A 13690-nucleotide genomic window follows, 5' to 3' on the forward strand; every position below is an offset into this window, starting at 1 on the left:
CTCCGACTCATCGCTATGGGTTACTCGCTGTATTCAGGCCCCGTATGAAGCGAACGAGAAGCACAGGGCCGAAGGGTTTCCGACGCACCGCGCCGGGGCGGCCAGCCTGTTTGAGGATCGCCAAAGCGATCCGAGCCATATTGATTGACTAGGGCCGCACCCTTCGGACCGAGAACTTGGTATTGCTCTGGCAGTAGTTCGGCGCGCTTCGCGCCGACGCGTAACCCGGGCGTCTTTTCCTTTGCTTCCTTTCGTTTGGACGAGCAAACGAAACGGAGTCGCACTGCAGTGCGAAACGAAAGGTTCGACGAACTTGTGAGCGCCGAAAGACGCGCCGCCCTATCCGTTGACTTCTTGAATCAGCTTGCAGCGAATTCTTACTTGAGGTTTGGCACCACAGTCCATGCGACCATACGACCCGTGATCGACCTCCACAGCCATTCCACCCGCTCCGACGGCCGCCTGACGCCCACCGAACTCGTCGCCCGCGCCGCCAACGCCGGGGTCGAAACGCTGGCGCTGACCGACCATGACACGATCGACGGCCTGGCCGAAGCACGAACGGCCGCGAGTGCGCATGGCCTGCGCCTGATCAACGGCGTGGAAATTTCGGTGACCTGGCAACGACGTACGCTGCATGTCGTCGGCCTGGCCTTCGACGAACACGACGCCGGTCTTGCTGAAGGCCTGGCTGCCCTTCAGAAGGTCCGCCACGATCGCGCCGAACGAATCGCCGCGAAGATCGAAAAACATGGGGTCGCGAATGCGCTGGAACGCGCGCAGGAACTCGCCGGCGACGGCCAGATCACGCGTCCGCATTTCGCCCGGCTGCTGACCGAAGACGGCATTTGCCGAGATAATGCCCAGGCCTTCAAGCGTTATCTACGACCCGGCCGCGACGGCCATGTGTCGGTGGAATGGACGACCTTGCTGCGCGCCGTGCAATGGATCCACGGCGCGGGCGGGATTGCGGTACTGGCGCATCCCTTCGGCTACGGGTTTTCGGGCGCCTGGCGTCAACGCGCGGTGACCGCGTTCGCGGCGGCCGGCGGCGACGGTCTGGAAATCTGTACCGGCACCACCGACCGCCAGCAGGAAGTCACCGCCGCCCGCGACGCCGATCAACACGGGCTGGCCGGATCGGTGGGCTCCGATTTCCATGCGCCGGAACAGTTCTGGCTAGCGCTGGGCCGCCTGCGCGCGCTGCCGGGCGGCATGCGCAGCGTCTGGGACGATCCGCGCTTTGGCGACTGATGGCCGATCAGTACACGTCGCGCAGATAGCGATGTTCTGAGGACAGCGTTTCCACATACCGCTTGGCCTGGGCCTCGTTCATATCGCCCTGCTCCATGACGATATCGTGCAGGGCTTTGTCGACATCCTTGGCCATACGCTCGGCGTCGCCGCAGATATAGATCACCGCACCCGCTTCCAACCAGGCCCAGAATTCGCGGCCCTGTTCACGCATGCGGTTCTGTACGTAGACCTTTTCCTTCTGATCGCGCGAAAACGCCAGCGTAAGCCGACTGATCAGCCCGCTGCCGCGCCATTTTTCCAGCTGTTCCTTGTAGATATGATCCTTGGCCGACTCCGGGTTGCCGAAGAACACCCAGTTTCGGCCCGCATCACCGCGGGCTTCGCGTTCCTGCAAAAACGCCATGAACGGGGCGATGCCGGTGCCGGGGCCGATCATGATCGCCGGGTGATCCGGGTCCTTGTTTACCCGGAATTCCGCCGTCGGCTGGATATACATCGGCACTTCGCCATGTCGGGACAAACGCTTGGCCAGAAAGGTCGACGCCACGCCCTTGTAGCCGCGTCCGTAGACGGCGGTTTTTACCACGGCGACGGTGGTATGAATCTCCGTCGGGTACTGGCGAGACGAGGAGGCAATCGAATACAGCCGCGGCTGCAGCGGTCCAAGGGCATCGACCAGTTCCTGCAGCTTCGGCCGCGCGCTCGGATAGACCCGTACGATCTCGAGCAGCGTCTGGCCCTCTTCCACGCCGCGCTCGGCGAGCATGCGCAGGTCCTCGGCCTCGTCGGCGTCGGTAGCAGCCTGCGCCAACACCGCCACCGCATCGTCGGTCGGCTTGGTGATATCGACGTCCTTGAGCAGCACCTGGCGCAGCAGCTTGTTTTCGCCGTCGTGGGATTTGACCTTTTCACCGCCGGAGGCGTCGATGTCGGCGAGAATCGCGTCCACGGTGCGCGGGTCGTTCTCGGGGTAAATGCCCATGGAATCCCCGGCCTCGTACTCGATACCGGAATCCCCGAGGTCGATCACCACATGGCGGGTGTCCTTGCTCGAGCCTTCGGCGTTGAGCGGCGTACTCGACTTGAGCTTGGCCATGTAGGGGTTGTCGCGCGTGCCCAGCGGCGCCTTCTTCTTCGGCTTGGGTTCGGGTTTGGGCTTGTCTTCCTCTTCGCTCGCGCCGCCCTTGGCCGACTCGTGCTCGGCCACCAGCTCCTTGAGCTTGCGTTCGGTTTCCTTGGCGCCCGGTACACAGCGGTTGAGATCCTCGCCTTCGAAGGCGATGGCTTCTGCATAGGTCTTGCACAGATAGCCACACTGTCCGCAGTCGAGCTGGGCCATGGCGGCCATGAGCTGGCGTTCATGTGGCTTGCCTTCGGCGAGCTCCATACGTTCGTCCATCTCCAGGCCCGGATCGTGCCAGGGAAAGGACTCCTTGGCCTCGCCGCCGCCCTGCTCGGCGCCGCCGAGCGAGCCTTCCCAGCCGGCCAGCGCCGATATCAGGCCGTTGAGCCATTCGCGCTGTTCGGCCTCGAACGGCGCGTCTTCGGGGATCAAATCGACTTGTGTGGGCATCGGGTTACCTCGTTGCTCTACGAGAGTGTTCTTTGTTTTCCACAGATCTACGCAGATTCACGCAGATCAATACAAAAGAAAAATTCGATAAATCAGTGCATTAACGCCAATTACAGGCCTGTCGGGCGCCTTATTCGCGTGTCTTCGCCTTCATTTGCGGACAACCTGCTTGCTTGATCAAAAGCAGCCGAGTTTAGACATCATCAAGTAAAACCTTGCCATCCCGAATGTTCTGATCTGCGTTAATCTGCGCCGATCTGCGGTTAAATGCCTTAAAAACCAGTCTCTCAAGCCGTTGTCTGCTCATCGGTTTCGGAGTCGGAATCCTCGGGCCTACGGTCGTAGTCATCCGTGGCGGCTTCGTCGCGCTCGGTTTTGATCTCTTCCGGCGTATCGGCCTGGGCCTCGGCTTCGGAATAGGCTTTTTCCTCGGATTCGGTTTGCGCCGCGGCTGCCTTGTCCGAACGCTGGGCGAGGCGCTCGCGCAGCTCGTCGATGTCCTGGCGCCGTGCAAAGGCAACGAAGCGCTCGCCGTCGTTGCGCTCTTCCAGATACAGACCGAGCAGATTTTCGAGATAGGCGTTCAGGTGTACGACCGGAATCGAGCTCGCCAGCTCGTGGGCGATGCCTTCCTCGCTTTCGTAGCCGCCGCCGATATAGACATGGAAACCATCGACCTGATCGGCCTCTTCCGGATCGTCGGCCTCCGGATCCGCCACGCGGGCACCGAGCAGGCCGATATCGCCTACATAATGCTGGGCACAGGAATTCGGGCAGCCGGTCATATGGATATTGAGCGGCTCGTCCAGATCGAGCGTCGCTTCGAGGTGATCCACCAGCTTGAGCGCGTTGCCCTTGGTTTCGGCGTTGGCGAACTTGCAGCCAAAGCTGCCGGTACAGGCCACCATGCCGGTACGCGCCGGGCTGGCGTTCACGTGCAGGCCGAGTTTTTCGATACCGCTGACCAGGGCGTTCATGTCGGATTTGTCGACGTTGCCCAGCACCAGGTTCTGCCAGACGGTGGTACGCATCTTCGAATCGGCATAGCGGTCGGCGAGGTCCGCCAGACCGTGCATCTGTTTCACGGTGAGCTTGCCAACCGGCAGCACCAGGCCGACGTACTGTTTGTTGTCGTCGTGGTCGTGAATACCGATATGGCCGGCTTTTTCGACCGGGTGCCGGGCCTCGCAGCGCGACAGCGGATAACGTCGCAGCGTGAACGGCAGCTGTTTCTGGACCTCGCGCATGAACTTCTCGAAGCCCCAGCGATCGAGCACGTATTTCAACCGTGCCTTGTCGCGGCTGGTGCGATCGCCGTTGGCCAGGAATACGTGCAGGACCGCATGGGCCACGGGTACGCACTCCTCGGGCTTGAGCATGACGCCGGTATCGCGGGCAAAATCCTTGTGCCCGGTGATGCCGCCCAGGCCCATCCGAAAATACGGCCGGCGTGGCAGCGGGCCGTCGGCTTTCGGCAGCACGGCGGAAAAGCCGATGTCGTTGGTGCCTTCCAGCGCGCTGATACGCCCACCGCCATCGAAGGCGATATTGAACTTGCGCGGCAGGCCGTAGAGCTCGCGATGATTGAGGATATGGTGGTGCATCTGCTTGCAGTACGGCGTGACATCGATCAGCTCGTCCGGATCGATGCCGGCCAGCGGGCTGCCGGTGATGTTGCGGATGTTGTCGCCACCCGAGCCCTGCACGATCAAGCCGACGTCGGCCAGACCACTGAGTACGTTCACCGGATCCTTCGCACCGATCTCACGAATCTGCAGATTGGCGCGCGTGGTGACATGGGTATAGCCACCGCCGTAGGTTTCGGCCAGATCCGCCACGGCCCGAAACTGGTGGGACGAGAAAATACCGCCGGGCATACGCAGCCGACACATGTAACTGTCCTGATTGGGCGCGACATAGAACATGCCGCGCCCCTTCATCAGAAAGACGTCTTCGCCCTTGGGGTATTCGCCGGCGGTGGCCAGCTGCACCATCTCGTCCCACATGTCGTTGGGGTTGAGATCGGCCTTGGCTTGTTCCTGGCTGGTCAGCTCGCCGCCCATCGCCTGGGCACGAATACGCGCCTGCGAATGAAAATCGTCGGGGCGCAGACGCTTGCCGGTCGTCAGCCCCGTCATGCCGGGCACGCCGCGGGCAATATGCAGCCCGGCGGTCACGCCCTTGAGATAGCGCTGTTGTTCTTCGTCGAAACTCTGGTCGGTCATGTTCGGCTCCGAATCGTTGAATCACGAGTCGTGTTCTTGAAGGCGTTGTCCGCAGATCAACGCCGGTCTGTGCAAATAAGGGCTTAACTGCTGCCAACTCGTGATTAGTGCATAGGGCGGGTTGGGAGTTGGGCTCTTTCTTATCCACAGATTTCACAGATTTAATGGATTTCAAAAACGATGGATCGGGTTGTATTTCATAATGTCGCGCTTCGGACAGCCCTATAGCTTTCGTTCGTTTGCGGACAACGAACGAATAAGGCCCCCGCAGGTGAACGCGAATGAAGACAAAAGGCAGGAAGGATAGAAAACCCATAAGCCGCAAAGGCCGCAGGCCATTCCGAATTTTTGTTCATTCCTTTCAACAAACCTCTTTCTGTCAATGTTTTATATGTCCGCTCGCGATCTTTTACCCTTGAACGTCTTATCTGCGTAAATCTGCGCAATCTGCGGTTGCTGTCTTTTCTTTAAATCCGTGTAATCGGCGCAATCTGTGGATAACCGTCTTCGTCTTCATTCTTCGCCCGCGTCGGCAATCAGCGCGGCGATTTCGGGCTTGCAGGAACCACAGTTGGTGCCCGCATCGAGCGCCTTGCCGACGGCCGCAACCGAGTCCAGCCCCTGTTCGTTGATCGCGCGCAGGATGGTGTTGCGGCCCACGCCGAAACAGGAGCAGACCTGCGGGCCCGGGTCGGCGCCGGGGTCGGCCGGTCTTCCGGCCAGCAGGCCGATGCGCTCGGCCTCCTCGACCGGCTCGCCGGTGAACAAGCCGGCCAGCCAGCTGCGCTCGGGCAGCGCGGCCGGCTCGGGGGCGACGAATACACAGGCCTCGATATGACCGGCGTCCATATGCGCCGCGCGGTAGCGCCCGGCCGCCAGGTCGCTCGCCTCCAGCCAGTCGGCCGTGCGCTCGTCGATCCCGAGCCAGCCCCGTACGGTGGCCGCCCAGTCGTCGGGCGCCTGCAGGCCGGCGACTTCGTAGCGATAGAAACGCTCGCCGGGCACCTTCACCCAGTAGTCGACAAGACGCTCGCCGGCCAGCCGCAGCGGGCGGCTGGCGAGAATGAAGCCATGCCAGGCGGCCTCGAACGGCGCGATCGCCGCGGGCGTGTGCTTGAACTCCGGCTCGCCGGAGATCGGGCAGACCGCCGGGTTGGCCAGTGCCCCGACACGCGCCCGGGCAGCGAACTGATCGTTCCAGTGCATGGGCACGAACAGCGTGCCTTCGCGCTGACCGTCGGTGACGATCACCCGAACATGGGCCTCGCCCCGCACCGTCGAAACGGTCGCGAGCGCCCCGTCGGCCACGCCGTAGCGATTGGCGTCGGTCGGGTGGATCTCAACGAACGGCTCGGGGATATGGGCGGACAGTCGCGCGGACTTGGCGGTACGCGTCATCGTGTGCCAGTGATCGCGTATGCGCCCGGTGTTGAGCGCCAGCGGCCATTGATCGCTGACCGCATTGGCCGGCCCCCGCGGCGTGACCGCCACCAGATGGGCCTTGCCGTCGCTCGTGGGGTAGACGCCGTCGACAAACAGGCGCCGACTGTCCTGTTGCGCCGGCATGGCACCGACGGCACGCCCCGCTGTCTCGGCACGAACCGGCCAGCGAAGCGGCTCGAGTCGGTCGTACGCCTGGTCGGTGAGCTGAACCAGCCCTTCGAGATTGAGCACGCGCTCACCCTCGTTTTCGAAGGCGGTAAGCGCGGCATGCTCGCGAAAGATCGCGGCCGCGCTATCAAAGCCGAAACCGTCACCAAAGCCCATCCGGCGAGCCACATCGCAGATGATGTCCCAGTCGGCGCGCGCGGCACCGGGCATCGGCAAGAAGGAACGCTGGCGCGAGATGATGCGTTCGGAGTTGGTCACCGTGCCGCTCTTCTCGGCCCAGGCGGCGGCCGGCAACAGCACATGCGCACGATCGACCGTATCGGTATGACGCATGCAGTCCGATACCGCCACGAACTCGCAGGCTTCGAGCGCGCGCCGGGCGCGGTCGGCGTCGGGCAGACTCACCAACGGGTTGGTCGCCATGATCCATACGGCCTTGACCTCGCCGCGCTCGATCGCCTCGAACAGCTCCACGGCTTTCAGGCCCGGCGCGCTCGCGATCCTCGGCGAATCCCAGAATCGCTGTACGCGCTCGGCGTCGTCGAAGCCCATATGCGCGGCCAGCGTGCTCGACAGACCGCCCACCTCGCGCCCGCCCATGGCATTGGGCTGGCCGGTGATCGAGAACGGGCAGGCGCCCGGCTTGCCGATACGATCGGTGAGCAGATGGCAGTTGAGTATGGCGTTGACCTTGTCGGTGCCCGCCGAGGACTGGTTCACCCCCTGGGAGAACACCGTCACCGTGCGCTCGGTTTTTGCAAACAACTCGAAGAAGGCCGCCACGGTGTCGCGCGCCACGCCGCAGGCCGTGGCGACCGCGTCGATATCGCCCAGAGCCCGCGCTTCGGCGACCGCCTCGGCCGTGCCGGGCAGATCGCTTTCGATACCCTGGCCCGTCAGATAGGCCAGCAGACCGTTGAACAGATGTACGTCCGTACCCGGCGCCAACGGCAGGTGCAGATCGGCGCTTTCGGCGGTGGCCGTACGACGCGGATCGATCACGACCAGTTTCTTGTCGGGGTTGTCTTCACCGGCGGCGACGATGCGCTGGTAGACCACCGGATGACACCAGGCGGTATTCGAGCCGACCAGTACCACCAGATCGGCGAGTTCAAGATCCTCGTAGCAGCCAGGCACCACGTCCTCGCCGAAGGCTCGCTTGTGGCCGGCCACCGCCGACGACATGCACAGCCGCGAGTTGGTATCGATATTCGCCGAGCCGATATAGCCCTTCATCAGCTTGTTGGCGACGTAGTAGTCCTCGGTCAGCAGCTGACCGGACACGTAGAACGCCACCGCGTCGGGGCCGTGCTCGGCGATGATCTCGCCAAAGCGGCCGGCGACCTCGTCCAGGGCTTCGTCCCAGCCGGCCCGCCGTCCATCGACCATCGGATACAGCAGGCGATCGTTCAGGCCCACGGTATCGGCCAGCGCCGTGCCCTTGGAGCACAGCCGGCCCCGATTGGAGGGATGTGCCTCGTCGCCGGCAACGCGCACCGCGTCGTTCTCGACCACGGCGTTCACCCCGCAGCCGACGCCGCAATAGGGACAGGTCGTACGAGTGGTCGTCGTGTTCATCACGCGGCCTCCGCCTCGGTTGCTAGCTCCGACGGCATATAGGCCTGGCCGAACAGCAGCAGATCGCGCACGCCGGATATGTCCACGCCTTCCCGCATGAGCTTGAAATACCAGCCGCCGTCGCGGGTATCGCCATAGAGCACGACACCCACGATGCGGTTCTCGCGCAGTACGACGCGCTTGTACACGCCCCGACGCACGTCGGAAAACACCAGCGCTTCGGTGTCCTCGCCGTCGGAAAAATCGCCGGCCGAATAAACATCGATACCGGTAACCTTGAGCTGGGTCGCGGTAACCGAGCCTTCGTAATGGGTATGGCCCCGATGGGCCAGATGATTGGCACAGACCTTGGCCTGATCCCACAGCGGTGCGACCAGCCCATAGACGGCGTGGCGATGCTCGACGCATTCGCCGACGGCATAGATGCGCGGGTCGTAGGTCTGCATGGTGTCATTGACGACAACGCCCTTCTCGCAGTGCAGGCCGGCCTTGTCGGCCAGTTCCACGTTGGGCCGAATGCCCACCGCCATCACCACGAGATCGGCCTCGATCTCGGAGTCGTCGGCGTCGTCGAAACGCAGGCCGGTCACCCGATCGTTCTTGTCGCCGAGAATGGCCGCGGTCTTCGCGCCCATACGAAACGACAGCCCGCGCTGGGCCAGGGAATGCTGAAGCAGATCGGCGGCGATCGGGTCGAGCTGGCGCTCCATGAGCGTTTCCATCAGATGCACGATGGTGACGTCCATCCCCCGCTTGTGCAGGCCATAGGCCGCTTCCAGCCCGAGCAGCCCGCCGCCGATGACCACCGCCTTGCCGCCGTTCTTGCTCGCCTCCACCATGCGCTCGACGTCGCCGATAGCCCGAAAGCTGATCACGCCGTCGAGCGTATGCCCCGGCACCGGCAGCATGAACGGCGTGGAGCCGGTCGCCAGCAGCAGCCGGTCGTAGCCGGTTTCGCGTCCCGATTCGGAAATGACCATGCGCCGGCGTCGATCAATAGCCGTAACCGCTTCACCCGTATGCAGCACGATGTCGTTGTCGACATACCAGCTGCGGTCGTGGGTTTCGATTTCGGCAAAATCCTTGTCCCCGGCCAGTACCGGCGAGAGCATGATGCGGTTATAGCTTGGATGCGGCTCGGCACCGAACACGGTGATGTTGTAGCGCTCCGGCGCGGCCTCCAGCAGCTCCTCGATCACGCGCACGCCGGCCATGCCGTTGCCGATGACGACGAGATCCAGCTTGGGTTGGGTCGCGTTATCGCTCACGGCTCGGCTCCTATGCCAGTTCCGGCGAATCGCTGCCGCGCGCCTTGATCGGGTCGTCGCCCGCCGAGGCGGTATCGAAGGCGGCTTTTTCTTCGGCCAGCACCTCGGGCGAGAAGCGCACGAAAAAGGCGAAGAAGGAACACACGATCACCGCGCAGCCGAGTATCATCAGCCCCTGGCCGTAGGACAGTGATTCGGTCTTGAACAGAAAGCCGGCCAGCACCGCACCGGCATTACCGCCGGCACCCACGATGCCGTTCACGCCGCCCAGGGCTTTCTTGTTCATGAACGGTACGAGGCCAAAGGTCGCGCCTTCCGACATCTGCACGAACAGGCTGAACACGATCATGGTGGCGATGGCGGCAACGAGCACCTCCATCTGCGAAAACGCGATCAGGGCGATACCTTCGATGAACATGGCCGCGAACAGAAACCGCACCCGTCCGTTCAGGCCCATGTAGCGGGCCGACAGATCGGAAAAGAAACCACCCATGGTGCGCGCGAAGATATTCATCAAGCCGAACAGGCCGGCAATGAGCCCCGCGGTTTTCAGATCGACCTCGAAGTTGTCGAAGAAATAGATGGCGGCAACGTTGTTGATGGTCAGCTCGACGCCAAAGCAGCCCGCATAGACCACGAACAGTGCCCAGACCCGATAGTCCTTCGCGGCCTTGCGAAAGCTCGACCAGCCGCTGTTTTCGTTCTTGGCTTCGGGAATCTTGCCGGCCGTGCGCAGATCCGAGTAGTTGCCCTCCGGTGCGTCCTGGGTGAATTTCCAGTAGGCGATGCCGAGAAGAAACAGAATCACGCCCGGCACGACCATGGCCAGACGCCAGCCCAGCGTTTCGCTGATACCCATCGACACGATGGCCGCGAAGATCAGCGGCATGACGATCTGGGTGGTGCCGCCGCCGAGGTTGCCCCAGCCGGCCGTGGTGGCATTGGCCGTACCCACGATATTGGGCGCGAACATCACCGAGGTGTGGTATTGCGTAATCACGAACGACGCGCCGATGGCGCCGATACACAGGCGCGCGAGCAGGAAGGTCTCGAAGCTGTTGGCAAACCCGATACACATCACCGGTATCGAGCCCAGAATGAGCAGCGACGCATAAGTCTTGCGCGGGCCAAACTTGTCGCACAGCGGGCCGATGAGCAGACGCACGAGCACCGTGATCGCGACCGAGGCAATGATGGTGGAGCCCACCTGCGACTTGTCGAGGTTCAGATCCTCACGCACCACCGCCATGAGCGGCGCGATGCCGAACCAGCCAAAAAAGCACAGATGAAAGGCCAGCCAGCTCATATGGAAGGCACGCATCTGCACCGATTTGAAATCGAACAGGCGGATGCGGGTCGCTTTATTGGCAAGTTCCATGTTCTAGGCGCTCCTGCAGATAAATTCGGTAACCAGAGACAATGATTCGTACCCGCGCATCAGGACGTGACGGCGCGGCCACGGGCGCCGACCACCGGCGCATCGAGCGCAGCGTTGAGGGTTTCGAGACGGCGATACAGCGCCGGATCGAGCCGTGCGTGTTCCGGCGCGAACTGGGCCATGACCTGCCCCGGATCGAAGATCGCGTTGTCGAGGAAGCGATCGGCGCCCATTGCGATCGAGCGCCCGTCGGCCGCCGCCAGCGACCACGGCCCGTCGTGGCTGCCCTCCGTCTTGTGATCAGCCACCGGACAAGCCAGACCGAGCGGCTCGACCGCGGCGCGATAGATATCCGGGCGATAGATGCAGTCGGCGGTGGCCGCGATATCGAGCGCCTCGCCGATCTGTCCCCAGCGCAGCATCTGGGCGATGAACCACATCGCATGCGAACGCCAGGCAAAGGTCGCCGCGTGACGATGAAAGACGTTGAAGTAAGGCGCCGGCCGCGGGGCCGAACCGGGCTGGTAGCAAAAGCGCCCGCATAGGGTGCGCCGAATGACTTCGGCCGGCGCATCCACATAGTTGGGCGCGGCGATCGTATCGGCCGCGAATTCGCGGTTCTCCTGGCTGTCGAGCCAGGCCGCGGTACGAACGATCGCCCGTACCAGCGCGCGATGGGTTCGCGGATAGGCCTCGGCCCACTCGCGGGTCACGCCCAGCACTTTCTCGGGGGCGTTGTTCCAGATTTCGTAGCCGGTGATCAGCGCCCGGCCCAGACCGGCGCGCACCGCCATCTGATTCCACGGCTCGCCAACGCAGTAGCCGGCCAGGCGCCCCGCCTCGAGATTGGCCACCATGCGTGCCGGCGGCACGACCACCAGCCGCACATCGCGATCGGGGTCGATGCCCGCTGCGGCCAGCCAGTAGCGCAGCTGGTAGTTGTGCGCCGAGGTCGGATGCACCATGCCGAAGGTCAGCGGCGCGAGGCCGGCTTCACGATCGGCATCGATGACCTTGCGTAGCGCCTGGGCGCTGCACGGGCGCGCGGCGGTCGCCTGTGGGTCGAGCGCAACCATGCGCTCATAGAGCGCTTTGGATACGGTGATCGCGTTGCCGTTGAGCCCCAGCGATACCGCCGTGACCATGGCATGCGGCGCCGCGCCCACGCCCAGGGTGGACGCAATCGGCATGCCGGCCAGCATCTGGGCGCCGTCGAGCAATCCGAGCGCGACCTTGTCGCGAATCGCCGCCCAGGAGGATTCACGCGAAAGCGTTACATCCAGGCCTTCGGCAGCAAAAAAGCCGGCCTCGCGCGCCATGATCAGCGGCGCACAGTCGTTGAGGGCGATGAACCCCAGCTTCAGGCGCGGGCGCTCCACCGCCGGATCGACGGCGTGGGGCCTGCGTCCAAACGTTGCTTCGTGCCAGCTCGTCATCGCATCGCTTCCTGTGTTGTCACCGCGCAAACGCGTGTTTCGTCCACAAAAAAAGCCCGGCCGCCCACCGGTGCGTTTCACCAAGGGCGTTGCCGGACTTCGTTGTCCTGATCAAGTTGTGTCGTGCGCCGCCCCGCCGTCGGCCTGTGGCCGTCACGATCGGCGAGTTGATCGCACTCGGTTATTGTCTAGCCAGAACCGTGCCAGCCCTCCATCCGACGATGAATCTTTCGGCCAGACATGCACTTACGCGCGATCGACTCTCATCACGGCAGCACGGGCGCGCGCTCGACGCCATTGCTGCGTCGCTGCAGTGCAGCATTGCACTCAATTCGTGCAGGTCGCTATTCATTGGCCGCATGGACCATCAGCTGCCTCGCGATTTCCGGTAGCGGCAGGCCGCGATCCATCGCCGTCTTGCGAAGCCGCGTGTACGCCTGTTTTTCGCTGATCGCACTGCGTTCCATGAGCAGGCATTTGGCCCGATTGATCGCCTGTCGATCGGCGAGCGTTTCCCGCGTTTCGGCCAGTTCGCGCTTGAGCGATTCCATCTGCTGGTACTGGCGCATCGCCACATCCACCAGCGAACGCACCAGCGCGGGCGAAAGCCCTTCCATCACGTAGGCACTGATGCCGGCCTCGGAGGCCTGGGCCATCAGCTGGCGGTCGTCCTTCGAAGACAACATCAACAAGGGTTTGGGGTAGCTCTCGCCAAGAATCGCCAGGTCTTCGAGCACGTCGCGCGACGGCGAATCGGCTCCCACCACGATGGCATCGGGCGCAAGCCGATCGACGGCCGCATACAGGTCGACGTCCTCGTCGAGCACATCGACGACCTCGAACCCGGCCTGCTCGATCACGGCCCGAAGCGCCGCCAGTCGCGCCGAATGACGATCTACGAGCAACACACGCATGTCCGTGCCTCATGGAAGATCTACATCCTCAATGGAGCAACAAACGTGCCATTGGCCGAGGGCGAATTGCATGGGTTACACCGGCCTCGCCGACGGCAACGCCTTGCTCTGGCGGCGGGATACTAGCGCAACGGCAATGGGCATCGCCAACAAACGTAACAAGCCCGGCAAGCGACCGGGGCGGCCGCTGATCGGCAAACGCGCAGTCCGACCCGCGCGATCAGAACGGCTGAAGCGTGCTTCGGCTGGCGCCCCCTTCGGGGGCCCGTGGCGCTGCGCGCCCCGGTTCTCGCGAGCGGTGCTCGCTCGTCGAACCGAGGGGGTCGAATCAAATCCTCTCCCCCAGCCAGCATCCAAAAAAAAGCCCGCCTTAAGGCGGGCTTTGGGTGCGGTCGGAGATTACGCCTGTTCGGCTTCGTTCAAGGTGACAGCCTGTCTACCTTAGGATTA

Annotated in this window: 7 protein-coding genes and 1 pseudogene; 1 reads left to right on the top strand and 7 read right to left on the bottom strand. The window is 63.3% G+C overall.

Annotated features, from left to right (window positions below):
- Positions 1-420 precede the first annotated feature (420 nt).
- A complete protein-coding gene (locus CMN27_RS04810; RefSeq protein ID WP_293624442.1) occupies positions 421-1254 on the top strand; it encodes a PHP domain-containing protein in 834 nt (277 codons plus the stop codon).
- 7 nt (positions 1255-1261) lie between these two features.
- Here CMN27_RS04810 and CMN27_RS04815 read toward each other — a convergent pair whose 3' ends face one another.
- The 7 genes and pseudogenes from CMN27_RS04815 to CMN27_RS04845 form a co-directional block, all read right to left on the bottom strand.
- Positions 1262-2830, bottom strand: a complete 1569-nt coding sequence (locus tag CMN27_RS04815) for a sulfite reductase subunit alpha (protein WP_293624444.1) — start codon at positions 2828-2830, stop codon at positions 1262-1264.
- Positions 2831-3117: 287 nt separating this feature from the next.
- Complete coding sequence (locus tag CMN27_RS04820) at positions 3118-5055, bottom strand: NirA family protein (RefSeq protein WP_293624446.1); 1938 nt, start codon at positions 5053-5055, stop codon at positions 3118-3120.
- A 513-nt stretch (positions 5056-5568) separates the two neighbouring features.
- Positions 5569-8244, bottom strand: coding sequence for a nitrate reductase (locus tag CMN27_RS04825; protein ID WP_293624448.1), 2676 nt, complete (start codon positions 8242-8244; stop codon positions 5569-5571).
- Between the two features lie 35 nt (positions 8245-8279).
- A pseudogene (locus tag CMN27_RS04830) lies at positions 8280-9485 on the bottom strand (FAD-dependent oxidoreductase); the annotation flags it as partial.
- Positions 9486-9522: 37 nt separating this feature from the next.
- Positions 9523-10890 (bottom strand): MFS transporter, encoded by a 1368-nt coding sequence (locus tag CMN27_RS04835; RefSeq protein WP_293624452.1) that lies wholly within the window; start codon positions 10888-10890, stop codon positions 9523-9525.
- Positions 10891-10949: 59 nt separating this feature from the next.
- Complete coding sequence (locus CMN27_RS04840) at positions 10950-12326, bottom strand: CmpA/NrtA family ABC transporter substrate-binding protein (protein WP_293624454.1); 1377 nt, start codon at positions 12324-12326, stop codon at positions 10950-10952.
- Between the two features lie 344 nt (positions 12327-12670).
- Positions 12671-13240 carry an ANTAR domain-containing protein gene (locus tag CMN27_RS04845; protein ID WP_293624456.1) on the bottom strand — a complete coding sequence of 190 codons (570 nt, stop codon included), beginning with the start codon at positions 13238-13240 and terminating at the stop codon, positions 12671-12673.
- Positions 13241-13690: the final 450 nt, after the last annotated feature.

This window comes from Salinisphaera sp. (assembly GCF_002729955.1).
Lineage (GTDB): Bacteria > Pseudomonadota > Gammaproteobacteria > Nevskiales > Salinisphaeraceae > Salinisphaera.